14 protein-coding genes are annotated in these 14,727 nt (G+C 67.8%); 6 read left to right on the plus strand and 8 right to left on the minus strand.

Annotated elements, in window-relative coordinates; all coding sequences use genetic code 11:
- Positions 1–36: 36 nt before the first annotated feature.
- Positions 37–513: a hypothetical protein gene (locus tag ASE88_RS12115; RefSeq protein ID WP_055872739.1), complete on the minus strand. Its 477-nt coding sequence runs from the start codon at positions 511–513 to the stop codon at positions 37–39.
- Positions 514–868: 355 nt separating this feature from the next.
- Entirely contained in the window at positions 869–1,957 is a 1,089-nt protein-coding gene (locus ASE88_RS12120) for an SPOR domain-containing protein (protein ID WP_056478294.1), read from the minus strand.
- Positions 1,958–2,153: 196 nt separating this feature from the next.
- Between ASE88_RS12120 and ASE88_RS12125 the strand changes: the two genes are divergently transcribed.
- The 3 genes from ASE88_RS12125 to ASE88_RS12135 are packed head-to-tail and all read left to right on the plus strand — an operon-like array spanning position 2,154 to position 4,648.
- Positions 2,154–2,858: a ParA family protein gene (locus ASE88_RS12125; protein ID WP_055872735.1), complete on the plus strand. Its 705-nt coding sequence runs from the start codon at positions 2,154–2,156 to the stop codon at positions 2,856–2,858.
- Position 2,859: 1 nt separating this feature from the next.
- On the plus strand, positions 2,860–3,315 hold the full coding sequence (locus ASE88_RS12130; RefSeq protein WP_056478295.1) for a hypothetical protein: 456 nt from the start codon (positions 2,860–2,862) through the stop codon (positions 3,313–3,315).
- A 16-nt stretch (positions 3,316–3,331) separates the two neighbouring features.
- A complete protein-coding gene (locus ASE88_RS12135) occupies positions 3,332–4,648 on the plus strand; it encodes an SPOR domain-containing protein (RefSeq protein ID WP_056478296.1) in 1,317 nt (438 codons plus the stop codon).
- Between the two features lie 153 nt (positions 4,649–4,801).
- Here the strand turns inward: ASE88_RS12135 and ASE88_RS12140 are convergent, their stop codons facing one another.
- From ASE88_RS12140 to ASE88_RS12160, 5 genes are read right to left on the minus strand one after another with little or no spacing between them, the layout of a single operon-like run.
- Positions 4,802–6,022, minus strand: a complete 1,221-nt coding sequence (locus tag ASE88_RS12140) for a dihydroorotase (RefSeq protein WP_055872729.1) — start codon at positions 6,020–6,022, stop codon at positions 4,802–4,804.
- Positions 6,019–7,005: an aspartate carbamoyltransferase catalytic subunit gene (locus tag ASE88_RS12145; RefSeq protein ID WP_055872727.1), complete on the minus strand. Its 987-nt coding sequence runs from the start codon at positions 7,003–7,005 to the stop codon at positions 6,019–6,021. The genes ASE88_RS12140 and ASE88_RS12145 overlap by 4 nt, the downstream gene beginning before the upstream one ends.
- A 41-nt stretch (positions 7,006–7,046) precedes the next feature.
- Positions 7,047–8,567, minus strand: coding sequence for a hypothetical protein (locus tag ASE88_RS12150; RefSeq protein WP_056478297.1), 1,521 nt, complete (start codon positions 8,565–8,567; stop codon positions 7,047–7,049).
- A gap of 46 nt (positions 8,568–8,613) precedes the next feature.
- The gene (gene ruvX, locus ASE88_RS12155) at positions 8,614–9,081 is read right to left on the minus strand and encodes a Holliday junction resolvase RuvX (RefSeq protein WP_055872724.1); all 468 of its coding nucleotides are present in this window, start codon (positions 9,079–9,081) and stop codon (positions 8,614–8,616) included.
- Entirely contained in the window at positions 9,078–10,187 is a 1,110-nt protein-coding gene (locus ASE88_RS12160; RefSeq protein ID WP_056478298.1) for a DUF3089 domain-containing protein, read from the minus strand. The genes ruvX and ASE88_RS12160 overlap by 4 nt, the downstream gene beginning before the upstream one ends.
- Before the next feature lie 357 nt (positions 10,188–10,544).
- On the opposite strand from ASE88_RS12160, the gene gatC reads away from it, so the two are divergent.
- From gatC to gatB, 3 genes are read left to right on the plus strand one after another with little or no spacing between them, the layout of a single operon-like run.
- Positions 10,545–10,847: an Asp-tRNA(Asn)/Glu-tRNA(Gln) amidotransferase subunit GatC gene (gatC, locus tag ASE88_RS12165; protein WP_031396405.1), complete on the plus strand. Its 303-nt coding sequence runs from the start codon at positions 10,545–10,547 to the stop codon at positions 10,845–10,847.
- Positions 10,847–12,343: an Asp-tRNA(Asn)/Glu-tRNA(Gln) amidotransferase subunit GatA gene (gene gatA / locus ASE88_RS12170; protein WP_056478299.1), complete on the plus strand. Its 1,497-nt coding sequence runs from the start codon at positions 10,847–10,849 to the stop codon at positions 12,341–12,343. The genes gatC and gatA overlap by 1 nt, the downstream gene beginning before the upstream one ends.
- Position 12,344: 1 nt before the next feature.
- Complete coding sequence (gene gatB, locus ASE88_RS12175; RefSeq protein ID WP_056478300.1) at positions 12,345–13,826, plus strand: Asp-tRNA(Asn)/Glu-tRNA(Gln) amidotransferase subunit GatB; 1,482 nt, start codon at positions 12,345–12,347, stop codon at positions 13,824–13,826.
- 251 nt (positions 13,827–14,077) lie between these two features.
- Here gatB and ASE88_RS12180 read toward each other — a convergent pair.
- A partial coding sequence (locus ASE88_RS12180; protein WP_414893723.1) for a TIGR02281 family clan AA aspartic protease occupies positions 14,078–14,727 on the minus strand: 650 nt, incomplete at its 5' end.

The following is a 14,727-nucleotide window of genomic DNA, read 5'->3' on the forward strand; positions in this document are numbered from 1 at the left end:
CCTGGCGGGGGAGGATCAGGTTTGGCCGCAGTCTGGTTACCCCTTGGCCAGCGGCGTACCGCTTGCCGCGCACACATAGGTCGCCAGCTCCTCACGCAGCGGCAGGCCCTTGATCGGGCGCAGCGGGCCGTCATGCGCGATGTTGGTCTCGACCAGCGCGCGGTTCGGGCCGACGCCGAGCACGTGGAACAGGCGGTTGGCGCAATCGGTCTCGGTCCGCGCATAGGCGACCTTGCCGTCATGCTCCTGGCGCAGGATCGCGATGATCGTGCCGCTCGCCGCTTTGCGCTCGCGCAACAGGAAATGGCGCGAGGTTGGGTCGGACGGAGTCGGAATCAGCCGTCCCTTGACCGTCAACTGCTCGGGCTTGGGGACCGCGACCTCGGTCTCGGCAAGATTGCGCAACGAGACGCCGTTGTCGGCCATCGCGTCGTTGGTGGTTGCAGGCTGTCCGCCCGAACACGCCGCCAACAGCGTTGCGCCGGCAAATGCCAGCGCCAAGGTCTTATTCATTCATCTAGCTCCCGGTCGATGTCGAAACGAAACGACCGGTCGTGCTATTTGATCCCTGCCAGGCTACCGCCCGCATGCCGGCGGACGGCAGGCACCATCGTTCACCGCGATCGTTTGTCGACGCCGCGTTCCGGACGCACCATGGCTTTTGCCGGCGTAGCGGGTTCACACACGCGACGGGTTGGTTGGCAGGCTATGCCGATCGACGAACAGCCCTTGTCGCTACCCCTGGTAGGGCACGCGCGGCATTGCTGCCTGAAATCGGTGCAGTTTGCCGGCGCCGACACCAAAGCCAAGATTAAAAAGACCATCCGTGCATCCTTGTCACAGTATCGCTGCGTGTCGACGCATCAGGTCAGGGCGCAACGATCACGCATGGCACGCCTGCCGCCGAACACGCACGCGTGGCGTCCGCCTTCGAGGCGAAGCCCCCGGCCTGGAGACGCGTAACGCCGCCAGCCTTCGGATAGAAGGGTTGTGCGCCGCGGAGCTTGCCACGGACGCGGCTCCACAGCGTCTCGGCGTTGCCCTGATCGCGGAATGCACCGAGCTGGACGCGCCAGTTGCCGGTCGGCCTTGCGGGGGCGGGCTTTGCCTCGGGTTTCGGCGTGGATTTTGCGGCGACCGCTTTTGCCGGTGCGGACTTAGCTGTCGTGAGCCTGGGCGACGTCGGCATGGGCTCACGGGTCGGCCCGGGCACGCGCGCGGGCAGCGAGCTCGGAGGCATCCGCGTCGGGCGCGGCGTCTCGGCGATCCGCGATGGCGGAATCTCGACCTGGCCGCCGGCCGAGATACCGGGCCGCGTCGCCACGCGTTGGCCTGCCGCGTCTGCAGGCTGACCGACGGTTGCGCGCGACGGTGCAGCGGGCCTGGCCTGCAACGCATATTGTTGCGCCAGTGCGGTGCCCTTCTCGCGGTCGGCGGGCGAGATATACTGGTCCATCTGCGTCAGCGTCTGCGAGGCCGACTGCAGCCCCGACGCGGAAGCGCGCGTCATCAGCGCATAGGCACGCGGGAAATCGCGTGGCACGCCGTCGCCGTTGAACAGCATCGTCCCCAGCACGAGCTGCGCGCGCGGTTCGCCGCGGGCGACCGATTTCTCCAGCCACGGCAGCGCATCCGACTTCTTGTTGGCCTGAAACAGCGCGAGGCCGTAATTGTCACCTGCCTGGAGGTGCCCCTGCAACGCCGCCTTGCGGAACCAGCTTTCGGCCAGCGCGGGATCGAGCGGGACGCCACGGCCGAGCTTGTAAGCCTGCGCCAGATTGAATTGCGCATCGGCATCGCCGGCGATCGCGAGCGGCCGCCATTCCGCGACCGCGCGAGGGAAATCGCCCTTCGCCCAGGCATCGACGCCGGCCTTCACATCGGCAAAGGCGGGGGCGGCGGCCAGCAGCCCGCTCATAGCGATCGCACCCACCAGAAGCTTACGCCCAACCGTCATCGCTCTAATCCCATATCCGCTCGTCGCCACCATGCCGCCGTTCGCCGCATTAGGCAAAGGGGCGCGCAAGGCTTTCGCACGCGTCCGGTACTTTCCTTACCAGGATCGTTCGAGTTCGACCCATTATGACACGACGTTAACCGCTTCTTAGACCGCTGCGTGGCACGCTACTCGCGGATACCAGGGGTCGGGACTTATGCGCGTTCTAGCGTTCGCATCGCAGAAGGGGGGATCGGGGAAGACGACCTTGACGGGTCATCTCGCCGTCCAGGCGGAGCGTGCGGGCCATGGTCCGGTAGTGTTGATCGACATCGATCCGCAGGGATCGCTGTCCGACTGGTGGAACGAGCGCGCCGCCGAGGAGCCGGCGTTCGCACAGACCACCGTCGCGCGGCTGGCCGCCGATCTCGAGATCCTCCGCCTCCAGGGCTTCAAGCTGGCGATGATCGACACCCCGCCCGCGATCACGATGGCGATCCAGAGCGTGATCCAGGTCGCCGAGCTCATCGTCGTGCCGACTCGGCCGAGCCCGCACGACCTGCGCGCGGTCGGAGCGACCGTCGACATGTGCGCGCGCGCCGGCAAGCCGCTGATCTTCGTCGTCAACGCCGCCACGCCGAAAGCGCGGATTACCGCCGATGCCGCGCTGGCGCTGTCGCAGCACGGCACGGTGGCGCCGATCATCGTCCACCAGCGTACCGATTTCGCATCGTCGATGATTGACGGGCGCACGGTGATGGAGCTTGACGCGAAGAGCCGCTCGACCGCGGAGATCGAGGCGCTGTGGCGCTATGTCTGCGACCGGCTCGAGAAGAACTTCCGCCGCACCGTGTTCAGCGTGCCGACCATAGCGGGGCAGCGGCCCGCCGCAGGGGGTTTCGGCCGCCGGGGTGTCGGCTGAAATGGCACAGCCCAAACCAATCGCCTCGCTGTCCTCGTCGCTGCTCGCGCGCAAGGGCACCGCGCGTCCGGCGATGCGCCCGCAGGACGTGAGCGCGCCGGCACACGACGCCAGCGATGACCTCGGCTGGAACGACATGGGCGCGCAGGTTCCGTCGGTGCTGGTCGAGCGCGCGGCGTTGCAGGTCGAGATCGGGCGTCCGGTCGCGGTTACCGCCGTGTCGAACGCCACCGCAGCACGGATCGGGCGCGAGACACTGGCCAAGACCAAGGGCGCGAAGGCCGCATTTACCTTGCGGCTCGACAGCGATCGGCACCTCCGGCTGCGGCTGGCGGGGGCGGTCACCGGATCGTCGTCGCAACGTCTCGTCACGCTCGCGCTCGATGCCTTTCTACAGACACTGCCGGAGGTGGATGCGCTCGTTGCGCAGCTGCCGTCGACCAAGCCAAAACGTTGAAACAGGGATTATCCTGATGACCACGCGCGCACTTCTTCTCGGCGGTATCTCCGCCCTCCTGCTAGGCGGTACCATGGTCGGCTGTGCGGCCAAGGGCGGGGGCATAGCCTCGGCGAGCGACCGCAGCGGCGCGCTGGCCGCCAAGCGCGCGGCGGCGGATGCGGGCCGGGCGCAGACGGCGCTCGGCAAGCGTGATGGTCCGACTGCGATCAATTTTGCGGAGCGCGCGGTGGTGCTGATGCCGCAGTCGGCGGAGTATCGCATGCTGCTCGGCCAAAGCTATCTGCAAGGCGGACGGTTCGCCTCGGCCTCGCATGCGTTTGCGGATACGCTTCAACTGTCGCCGACCAACGGCAAGGCGGCGCTCAACCTCGCGTTGGCGCAGGTCGCAACCGGGGACTGGCAGGCGGCCCGGCAGACGCTGGCGGCGAACACGACGATCATTCCGGCGCTCGATCGTGGGCTGGCACTCTCGCTCGCGGGCGATACCGCGGCTGGGATCACGCTGCTGACCGAGACCGCACGGTCGTCCGAGACGACCGCGAAAGTGCGGCAGAATCTTGCGCTGAGCTTTGCGCTTGCCGGCCGCTGGCAGGAGGCGCGCGTGGTTGCGGCGGCGGATATGGCGCCGGCCGACGTCGACGCACGGCTCGAGCAATGGGCGAAATTCGCGCAGCCGGTCAACGCGTCGGATCAGGTTGCAAGCCTGCTCGGCGTGCGGGCGATGGCGGATGCGGGGCAGCCGGTCGCGTTGGCGCTGAACGCGCCCGCGCCGACCCCCGGTTCGCTCGATCAGGCGCTCGCCGTGGTCGACCCGGTGACAATAGAGCCGCCTGTCGAGGTCGCCGTTGCCGCAACCGCGGGGCCGGTCGGGGGCGTCTCCAAGGTCTCGTTCGGTCCGCGGCAGGAGGTCGTCCAGGCGATACCCGCGTTGATGCTTCGACCTGCTGGCGGCCCGATCAAGGTCGCATCCGCTTCCGCCCCGTCGGGTCGTGGCATGGCGACCGCCGCCTATCAGGTAAAGGCGCCGGCAAGCGGGCATTGGTATGTGCAACTTGGTGCGTTCGAAAACGCGGGGGTCGCGCGCGATGCGTGGGGGCGTGCGGCCAAGCGGTTCGCGGTGCTCGCGGGCTATAACCCCAATGGCATGACCTTCAAAGCGGATGGCGAGGATTTCTACCGCCTGTCGGTCGGCGGGTTCAGCCGGTCCACCGCGGATGCGATGTGCCGCCAATACCGCGCCAAGGGCGGGGCGTGCTTCGTCCGGATCGGCGCAGGCGATGCCATGGCGCAATGGCTCCGCAAGCCGGGGATGCAACTGGCGTCGCGGTAGGGGCTTGCCGTTCCGTCCGTCGGATGATTTGCACCCCGGCGATGGCCGGGCCCGCATGGGCATGTCACTGAGCGGGCAGGACGCTACGTAGTGCCGCCGGTGTTCGCCGAGCCCCGTCGTTCGCCGGCGGTACGCGCGCGCGTGGTCTGGAATTTACCGAACCTCGCGCCCACCTTTCCACAATCGCAGCACCCGCCCCTGCACCGGAAGCCCGTCGAACGGCGTATTCCCCGCGTCGGCCTTGAACGCCTCGCCGACGATCTGCCACGGCGCATGGCCATCGAACAGCATCAGATCGCCAGGTTTGCCCGCTTCGAGCGTTCCCGTATCGAGCCCAAGCACCCGCGCCGGATTGCGGGCGAGCAGCGCGAACAGCCGCTCCAGCGTCAGATGCGCGTCGCGCACCAGCATCAGCGCGAGCGGCAGCAGCGTTTCCGCGCCCGCCATGCCGCTGGTCGCGTCGGTGAACGGCAGCCGCTTCTCCTCGGGGCCGCGCGGCTCATGCCCCGAGCATAGCACGTCGATCGTTCCGTCGGCGATCGCTGCCAGCGCCGCACGCCGATCGCTTTCCGCACGCAGCGGCGGCGAGAGCAGCGCAAACGAGCGGAAATCGCTGACCGCAATCTCGGACAGGTGCAGATGCGCGGGCGTGATCCCGCACGTCACGGCGACGCCGCGCCGCTTGGCCGCGCGGACCAGGTCGAAACCCGCAGCCGTCGTGACCTGGCGGATGTGGAGTCGCGCGCCGGTATCCTCGGCGAGCATCAGGTCGCGCGCGATCGCCAGCGCTTCGGCCATCGCGGGCGCGGCGGGCAGGCCGAGCCGCGTCGCCGTTTCGCCCTCGGTCGCGACCGCGCCGGCGGTCAGCCCGCCGTCCTCGGCATGCGTGATTACCGTCACGTCGAGATCGCGCGCATACGCCAGCACGCGCCGCATCACGCCGCTGTCGGCGATCCAGTGCCGACCGGTGCCGACCGCCTTCGCTCCCGCCGACAGGCAGATCGCCATTTCGGCAAGGTCATGGCCGGCGAGCCCGCGCGTGGCCGCCGCGATCGGATGGATCCAGAGGTCGGGCTTGCCGATCAGCGCGGCGCGCTGGACGATGCCGGGATCGTCGAGCACCGGCGACTGGTCTGGCATCAGGCCGATCCGGACGATCCCGCCCGCGCGGAACGCCGCGCGATCGACCTTCGCCACGCCGAGATCGACGATCCCGGGTGCGAGGGTCTTGCCGCCGCAATCGACGACGTCGGCCTCCTGGGGAATATCGACGATCCCGGTCGCGACGATCACGCCGTCGCGGACCAGCAGATTGCCCGTCGTCACGCCGCCGACCGGGCAGGCGAGCGTCGCGTTGGTGAGGGCGAGGATCATGCCCAGCCCTCCACGCCGCGCGCTCTCCGCGTCAGCACGTCGAGGCACGCCATGCGGACTGCAACCCCCATCTCGACCTGCTCGGTGATCGCCGAGCGGGCATGGTCGGCGACCGCAGAGTCGATCTCGACGCCGCGGTTCATCGGTCCGGGGTGCATTACCAGTGCATCGGGCGCCGCCTTTGCCAGCCGGTCGAGCGTCAGGCCGTAGCGGAGCCGGTATTCGCGCGTGGAGGGGACATAGGCCCCGTCCATCCGCTCGTTCTGCAACCGCAGCATCATCACCACGTCCGCCCCCTCCAGCGCCGTGTCGAAATCGGTGAACGCGGTGACCCCCATCCGCTCGATCATCGGCGGCATCAGCGTCGACGGCGCGCAGACGCGCACCTCGGCGGCCAGTGCCGTCAGCGCGAGGATGTTTGATCGCGCGACCCGGCTGTGCAGCAGATCGCCGCAGATCACGACGCGCTGCCCCGCGATGGCGCCCTTGCGCCGCCGGATCGTCAGCGCATCGAGCAGTGCCTGGGTGGGATGCTCGTGGCGCCCATCGCCCGCGTTGAGCACCGGGCAATCGACCTTGTCCGCGATCAGACGCACCGCGCCCGACGACATGTGGCGGATCACGATCACGTCCGCGCGCATTGCGTTCAGCGTCATCGCAGTGTCGATCAGCGTCTCGCCCTTCTTCACGCTGGACTGCGCCGCATGCATGTTGACGACGTCGGCGCCCAGCCGCTTGCCGGCGATCTCGAACGACAGCAACGTCCGGGTCGAATTCTCGAAGAACGCGTTGATCTGGGTAAGTCCCGCCAGCCGCTTGTCCGGAGTCGCATGCGTCCGGTTCGCGCTGACCCAGGTTTCCGCCTCGTCGAGCAGGAACGCGATCTCGTGCGGCTGGAGCCCGTCGATACCGGTGAGATGCCGGTGCGGGAAGACGGCGCCGCCTTCGATGAGGGCGGCGGGGCGGTGATCTGATGGTCGCATTAGAGCCGCGGGATAGTGGTCGCGGACGCGGGGGGCAAGGCTCAGATCGGCGTGTGCGGTATCCGGTACAGCACGCCGCGATCGCCGGACCATATCCGGCGGAGGCCGCGGTCCTTCGGCCAGGCGGTGCGCGGCGTGTCGACCACCCAGACAAGGTCGAATGCCGCCCTCGGCAGCGTCGCGAGCGCGTGTGCGAGGTCGTACTGCGCGTCGTACCGGCACCCCGCGGGGAACAGCGTCTGGCTACCGGCGTAGACGAAGCCGGTCGCGTCGGGTCGGTGCACCGTCAGTTGCGACGACGGCATGTCCCACACGCCGTTGACGAACGCCTCACGGCGGACGATCGCCATCAGACCGATATGATCCATCCGGTGACTGCGCCATGCCGTTTCGCAGGGCAAAGTGACGAGCACGAACACGCGGCTACCCTGCGGAATATGGTCGAGCGCGGCGAGTTGTTCCCGTTGCAGCGCGGCGGTACGCGACCAGCCGATCGTCTGTACCGCCAGCCGCAGTCCGAGAAACGCCAGCGCGGCGATCGCCAGCAGCGTGAGGTCACGCTGTGCCGTGGATGTTGGGGATAGCGCCAGGATCGCCAGGGCCAGTGCGTAGGGCAGCACGCGCATGTCGGCGAGCGCGGAGCCCATGATCATGCCCGGCATGACGAGGAACGCCGCAAACACCGCCGCCGCCGCGCAAGCCAGGCGCGGCTCCATGCGGAAGTCCATCCCGCGAATACCGAACATGACGAGCGCCACCAGCAGCGCGGCGCTCGCGATGTCGAAAACGGCGTTTTGATCGCGGAGCACGGCGACGATGAAGAACAGCTTCAGCGATCCGTCGAACCAGTGCGAGACGCCGATCGTCGACGATCCGCCAGACGGGAGCAGCAGAATCGCGACCGGCGCGACGAGCGGCAGGCAGGCGATGACGGCGCGCCACCAGGGGGCGCCATCGCGTCGCGCGGTCGCCAGCTCGATCGCGAAGAGGACGAGGCCGAGCAGTCCCCAGCCGGCGAGATGCGTGACCCAGATCACCAGACCGACGGGTATGAAGACGGCAGCGCGAACGGCGCCGCGACGCAAGCGCAACCACAACGCGATCGCGGGAAACACGAGCGCGACCGACAGACTGTAGTTGAGGAAGCCATACTGAAACGGCATGCCGAATGTGAGCGGCAGCGCGAACGGCGCGGTCGGTGGCAGCCGGCCATGCGCCGCGCGTGCAGTGAGCAGCATGCCGCCGCCGGTCAGCACCGCCGTCGCGATCAGGGCCAACTTCGTGACGGGGATGATGCCGACTATGGGACCGAACCAGGCGGCGATCAGGTCGACGCCCGAATTGCCCGACAGGTGCCCGTGCGTCGCGAACCACTGGTGGAGATAGGCCGAAGCGTCGATCCGCGCGACGATCGTATAGCGCGCCAGATGGCCGAAAATGTCGGTCAGGGGCGGGATCGCCGGCCCCGATAGCGGAATGGCGAGCAGCACGCTGACCAGCGCGAGGTAGCGGCGCGTGGCCCACCACGGCATCGGCCTATCCTGGTCGGTCGCTATCGGCATGCGCGCGCCATCGCACGGGATCCGCCAAGGGACGGTTAACGGCGCGCTATATCTGCGCGGTCACCAGCGCATCGATCGCGCCCTGGAGGATGTAAGCGGCGGCCATCTTGTCGACGAGTTCGGCGCGCTTGGCGCGGCTGGCGTCCTGTTCGATCAGCGTGCGGGTGACCGCGACGGTCGACCAGCGCTCGTCCTGGAGCAGGATCGGCAACCCCATGTCCTTGAGGTTCTGCGCAAAGGCTCGCGTCGATTGCGAGCGTGGGCTTTCGCTGCCGTCGAGGTTGATTGGCAGGCCGATGACGAGGCCGACGACCTTCTGCGCGGTGATGATCTCGGCGAGCGCGGCCTTGTCCTTCTGGAATTTCGTGCGGCGGATCAGCAGCGCGGGGCTCGCGAACGACCAGCCCGCGTCGCACAAAGCGGTGCCGATCGTCTTGGTGCCGACGTCGAGGCCGATCAGCCGGCCGCCATCGGGCAGCGCGTCGCGGAACTGGGCTGCGGAAAGCGTGATCATTGCGCGAAGGCCTTCAGGCGGCGGTTGGCGTCGGCGCGGACGTTCGCCCAGAACAGGCTATAGTCGTAGACGTGGTAGTTGTTGCCCGGCAGCACGTACGGCCCGAGGTTCGGCCCGTCGCCGATCAGCAGGAAGCCGCGGTCGGCGCAGCGCGCGGGCACGCTGCCGACCGCCATCGTCGCGGTCGCGAGATCCGCGGCGGGGACCAATGTCCCGAGGTTGGCGGTCGCGGGCGCGGCCGCGTCGGCGGTGCCGGTCAGCGGGTTGGTGCAGACGATCGGCGTGCCCTTGCGCGGCCGGCCGTCGAACCCGATCGTCGCGTCATAGGCATCGACGATCAGCGACGGATCGGCGGGCTCGGCGAAACTCTCCCAGGACAGCATGCAGCCGGTCTGGTCGGCGGCGCGGCATTCGGGCAGGCCCATGCGCGGCAGGTCGGTGGTGCGTGAAACGGGCCAGCCGACGACATAGGCCGCGACGATCCGCGCACGGAGTGTCGGGTCGGTCGCGATCCGGTCGCGCAGCAGCCGGGTGAGGTGCGCGCCGCCCTGGCTGTGGCCGGCGAGGATGATCGGGCGGGTCGGGCCGACCTCTTTGAGGAAGCGGTCGAACGCCGCCGACACGTCGCCATAGGCGAGCGCGAGCGCACGTTCGCTCTCGGTGGCGCTAGTCAGGAACGCGCCGAACGTCGCCTGGCGATAGCGCGGCGCCCAGATGTCGCCGGCTTCGTTGAACGCGCTCGCCTGGCCGCGCAGGAAGAGTTCGGCGCGTGCGTTGGTCTCCGGATCGTCGATCGGCGCGTTCCAATGGTCGCGGTTGATGTACGATGTCGGGTGGATGAAGAAGATCGCGGCGCCCGTGCCGCGCTGCGCGGGCGTAAAGCCTGGGGGCGTCCAGAGCGCGGGGTTGCCGGGCTTGTCAGGGCGCGCGAGCCACAGGATCTTGCGCGCATAGATGTTGCGCGGGGCCTCGCGCTGCGCCTCGAAACGCGCGCGTGGGACCATCGCCATGCGTATCATGTCGGTCCCGAACAGGCGGTAGGCGAGCAGCGCAGCGATCGCGAGAACGATCATCGTCGCAACGAAATAGAGGAATTTGCGGGCCAAGCGGGACCTTCCGTGCAGGCGGTGTGGCTCCCGTGCCGCAAGCCGGGGGCGGTTGCAACGGGCGCGGTTGTTTGAACTAAGCGGTTCCCCCGCGGAGGCGGGGGCCCAGGGTCTCGAACGATACCGCCTGTAATCCTGGGCCCCCGCCTCCGCGGGGGAACTAGAAGGGCGATCAATCCTCCCCCGGCAGGGGGAGGTGGCAGGCGGTAGCCTGACGGAGGGGGAGGAAAGGGAAACGCCTGTTGCGTGTCCGCCCCCTCCGTCGCCTTCGGCGCCACCTCCGCCTGGCGGGGGAGGATTAGATCTCGCACGGGAAACATATTGCGCCTTCGCGCCACGCGGTGCTAGCCGAGCGGCATGTCCGTAGATACTGCAACCGTGAAGCGGATCGCGAGCCTTGCGCGCATCGCGATCACCGACGAGGACGCCGCCCGCATGGCGCCGGAACTCGGAAACATCCTTGGCTGGATCGAGATGCTGGGCGAGGTCGATACGACCGGGGTCGAGCCGATGACCGCTGTCATCCCCAACACGCTCAGGCTGCGCGACGACGTCGTCAACGCCGATCCGCTGACCGGCGGCAATATCCGCGAGCAGGTTCTGGCCAACGCGCCCGTAGCTGAACACGGCTTCTTCGCCGTGCCCAAGGTGATCGAATAATGACCGACCTTACCGATCTCGGCATCGCCGGCATCCGCGACGGCGTGCGCGACGGCAGCTTCACGGCGCGCGACGTCGCCGATGCGTTCATCGTCAAGGTGAGCCAGGCCAAGGCGCTCAACGCGTTCCTGGTCGAGACGCCCGAGCATGCGATCGCCGCCGCCACCGCGGCCGATACCGCCCGCGCCGCCGGCGAGACGCTCAAGCCGCTGGCGGGCGTACCGATCGGCATGAAGGACCTGTTCTGCACCAAGGGCGTCACGACGACCGCGGCGAGCCATATCCTCGAGGGCTTCACGCCGACCTATGAGTCGACCGTCTCGCAGAATCTGTGGGATGCGGGCGCGGGGATGCTCGGCAAGCTGAACATGGACCAGTTCGCGATGGGGTCGTCGAACGAGACCTCCGCGTTCGGCAACGTTATCAGCCCCTGGAAGCGCAACGACGCCAATGGAGTGGGGGGTAACGCCGCGCTCGCACCCGGCGGTTCGTCGGGCGGTTCGTCGTCGGCGGTCGCCGCGCGGCTGTGCCCCGGCGCGACCGGCACCGACACCGGCGGCTCGATCCGCCAGCCCGCCGCCTTTACCGGCATCAGCGGCATCAAGCCGACCTATGGCCGTTGCTCGCGCTGGGGGACGATCGCGTTTGCCTCGTCGCTCGACCAGGCCGGGCCGATGGCGCGCGACGTGCGCGACTGCGCGATCCTGCTCGAGGCGATGGCCGGGTTCGATGCGAAGGATGGCACCTCGCTCCAGCTCGACGTGCCGAAATGGGAAGCGGGTTTGTCGGCCAATCTCAACGGTCTGCGCGTCGGTATTCCTAAGGAATATCGCGTCGACGGCATGCCTGAGGAGATCGAGGCGCTCTGGCAGAAGGGCATCGACTGGCTGAAGGATGCCGGCGCGACGATCGTCGAGGTCTCGCTCCCGCACACCAAATACGCGCTGCCCGCTTATTACATCATCGCACCCGCCGAGGCGTCGTCGAACCTCGCGCGCTATGACGGCGTGCGCTACGGCATCCGCGACCTGCCTGCGGGCTCGGGCTTGCAGGACATGTACGCCGCGACGCGCGCCGACGGCTTCGGTCCTGAGGTGAAGCGCCGCATCATGATCGGCACCTATGTGCTGTCGGCCGGCTTCTACGACGCTTACTATACGCAGGCGCAGAAAGTGCGGACGCTGATCGCGCGCGATTTCGAAAAGGCATGGGAGACGTGCGACGTGCTGCTCACGCCGACCGCACCCTCGGCGGCGTTCGCGCTCGGCGAGAAGTCGGCTGATCCGATCGCGATGTACCTGAACGACGTCTTCACTGTGCCGTCGTCGCTAGCGGGTCTGCCCGCGATGTCGGTGCCGGGTGGTCTCGACAAGCAGGGGCTGCCGCTGGGCTTGCAGATCATCGGCAAGCCGCTCGACGAACAAGGCGTTCTGAACGCAGGGCTCGCGATCGAACAGCGGGCAGGATTTACGGCGCGGCCAGAGGCTTGGTGGTAACATGAGCGATTATCGTATCCAGGGCGAAACGGGCGAGTGGGAGGTCGTGATCGGCCTCGAAGTCCATGCGCAGGTGACGTCGAACGCCAAGCTGTTCTCGGGCGCAGCGACCGCGTTCGGTGCCGAGCCCAACACGCAGGTCAGCCTCGTCGACGCGGCGATGCCCGGCATGCTGCCGGTGCCGAACCGCGAATGCATCCGCCAGGCGGTGCGCACCGGCATGGCGATCGAGGCGCAGATCAACAAATGGTCGCGGTTCGACCGGAAGAATTATTTCTACGCCGATCTGCCGCAGGGCTATCAGATCAGCCAGCTCTATCATCCAATCGTCGGCGAAGGCGCGATCGACATCAGCCTCGACGAGAAGAACCCAGACGCGGCCGGCAAGCGGATCGGCGTCGAGCGCATCCATGTCGAGCAGGATGCGGGCAAGCTAATGCACGACCAGCATCCGACCCAGTCCTATGTCGATCTCAACCGCTCGGGCGTCGCGCTGATGGAGATCGTGTCGAAGCCCGATCTCGCATCGCCCGCGGAAACGGGAGCCTATCTTCGCAAGTTGCGGTCGATCCTGCGCTATGTCGGATCGTGCGATGGCAACATGGAAGAGGGCTCGATGCGCGCCGACGTCAATGTCAGCGTGCGCAAGGTGGGCGACGAGCTTGGCACGCGGACCGAGACGAAGAACGTCAATTCGGTGCGCTTCGTGATGGCGGTGGTCGAGCAGGAGGCCAGGCGCCAGGTCGAGGTGCTCGAGGCCGGCGGCAAGATCCAGCAGGAGACGCGGCTCTACGATCCCGATCGCAACGAGACGCGCTCGATGCGGTCGAAGGAAGATGCGCATGATTACCGCTACTTCCCCGATCCGGACCTGTTGCCGCTCGTGCTCGACGACGCGTTCCTCGAGGAATGCCGTGCGTCGCTGCCCGAACTGCCCGACGCGAAGCGGGCGCGGTATGAGGCGCTCGGGATCACCGCCTATCAGGCAACGGTGCTGACCGCCGAGGTCGAGGCGGCGCGCTGGTTCGATGCGTTGCTCGACGCGGGCGTGAAGCCGGCGGCGGCGGCGAACTGGACGACGTCGGAGCTGTTCGGCGCGCTCAACCGGACGGGCAAGGACATCGCCAACTCGCCGGTGTCGCCGGCGCAGGCGGCGGAACTCCTCGGGCTGATCGCGGACGGTACGCTGTCGGGGAGCCTTGCCAAGCAGGTGTTCGAGGTGATGCTCGAGACCGGCGACGGCGCCGCGAAGGTCGTGGAGGATCGTGGGCTCAAGCAGACCAGCGATACGGGTGAGATCGAGAAGGTCATCGCCGAGGTAATGGCCGCGAATGCTGACAAGGTCGCCGATTACCGTGGCGGCAAGGACAAGCTGTTCGGGTTCTTCGTCGGGCAGACGATGAAGGCGATGGGGGGAAAGGCCAACCCGGCCGTGGTGAACGAGGTGCTGAAGAGCGCGCTTGGGGAGTCGGTGGCGCCGTAACGTCTTTACTCCCAACCTCTCCGTTCTCCCGCGAAGGCGGGCGTCCAGGGTAACGGAGCGCCGCACTGCTTGATTCCTGGGCCCCCGCGTTCGCGGGGGAACTGGAGCGTTAGAGAAAGCGTCAACGATGCGCCCACCCCGGCGAAGGCCGGGGCCCAATTGGGGAACGGTGCCAACGAAGGTCGGCGCTTCGTTATCAGGACCTGCCCAATTGGGCCCCGGCCTTCGCCGGGGTGGTATGGTCGGAAGCGTTACGCGTCCACCTTCTGCGGATGATGCGGCACCAGGATCAGCACATTCTCCTCGACCCGCCACGAGGCGAGGCGCGACAGGAAGTTCATCCCCAGCACGCTGGTGTCCCCGAACGCAGGCGACACCACCACCTGCAGATCACGCGCGACGATCGCGCCGAGTTTCAGTTCGCCGATCTTGCCCGACTGCGCGGCAATCGCGCCATTGGCGGTCTGCAGGACGATCGGCACGACGCTCGGCCGCGCATCGATCCCGGCCGCTTCCGCGGTCTTCGTCGACAGCGCGGTGATCGTCGCGCCGCTGTCGATCAGCAACCGGCGCTCGACCCCATCGATCCGCGCACGCGCCCAGAAATGCCCGTCGGACGACATCCGGATCCGCACTTCGCCGCCGACGACCTGCTGGTCGTCGATCCGGAGCAGCTTCGTGATCTTGCCCAGATAGGGATCGAACTGGCTCCGCTGGCCGATCGCGACGAACAGCAGCGCGACGAGGGCGAGCGTGATCGCACCATTCACCAGCGTGCGAATGACCGGAATCCGCTGCGCGACGATTAGCACGAGGACCGCGACGGCGATCGCGCCATAGAGCGTCTGGTGCTGGGCGAAATCGGGAAAGGGGAAGATCGGCGGGTCCTCGGACGACAGGG

This window comes from Sphingomonas sp. Leaf38, from assembly GCF_001421825.1.
GTDB lineage: Bacteria > Pseudomonadota > Alphaproteobacteria > Sphingomonadales > Sphingomonadaceae > Sphingomonas.

Excerpts from the sequence above, each read along its gene's own strand:
- ASE88_RS12115 (WP_055872739.1), bottom strand. The coding sequence starts at position 513 with ATGAATAAGACCTTGGCGCTGGCATTTGCCGGCGCAACGCTGTTGGCG.
- ASE88_RS12120 (WP_056478294.1), bottom strand. The coding sequence starts at position 1,957 with ATGACGGTTGGGCGTAAGCTTCTGGTGGGTGCGATCGCTATGAGCGGG.
- ASE88_RS12125 (WP_055872735.1), top strand. The coding sequence starts at position 2,154 with ATGCGCGTTCTAGCGTTCGCATCGCAGAAGGGGGGATCGGGGAAGACG.
- ASE88_RS12130 (WP_056478295.1), top strand. The coding sequence starts at position 2,860 with ATGGCACAGCCCAAACCAATCGCCTCGCTGTCCTCGTCGCTGCTCGCG.
- ASE88_RS12135 (WP_056478296.1), top strand. The coding sequence starts at position 3,332 with ATGACCACGCGCGCACTTCTTCTCGGCGGTATCTCCGCCCTCCTGCTA.
- ASE88_RS12140 (WP_055872729.1), bottom strand. The coding sequence starts at position 6,022 with ATGATCCTCGCCCTCACCAACGCGACGCTCGCCTGCCCGGTCGGCGGC.
- ASE88_RS12145 (WP_055872727.1), bottom strand. The coding sequence starts at position 7,005 with ATGCGACCATCAGATCACCGCCCCGCCGCCCTCATCGAAGGCGGCGCC.
- ASE88_RS12150 (WP_056478297.1), bottom strand. The coding sequence starts at position 8,567 with ATGCCGATAGCGACCGACCAGGATAGGCCGATGCCGTGGTGGGCCACG.
- ruvX (WP_055872724.1), bottom strand. The coding sequence starts at position 9,081 with ATGATCACGCTTTCCGCAGCCCAGTTCCGCGACGCGCTGCCCGATGGC.
- gatC (WP_031396405.1), top strand. The coding sequence starts at position 10,545 with ATGTCCGTAGATACTGCAACCGTGAAGCGGATCGCGAGCCTTGCGCGC.
- gatA (WP_056478299.1), top strand. The coding sequence starts at position 10,847 with ATGACCGACCTTACCGATCTCGGCATCGCCGGCATCCGCGACGGCGTG.
- gatB (WP_056478300.1), top strand. The coding sequence starts at position 12,345 with ATGAGCGATTATCGTATCCAGGGCGAAACGGGCGAGTGGGAGGTCGTG.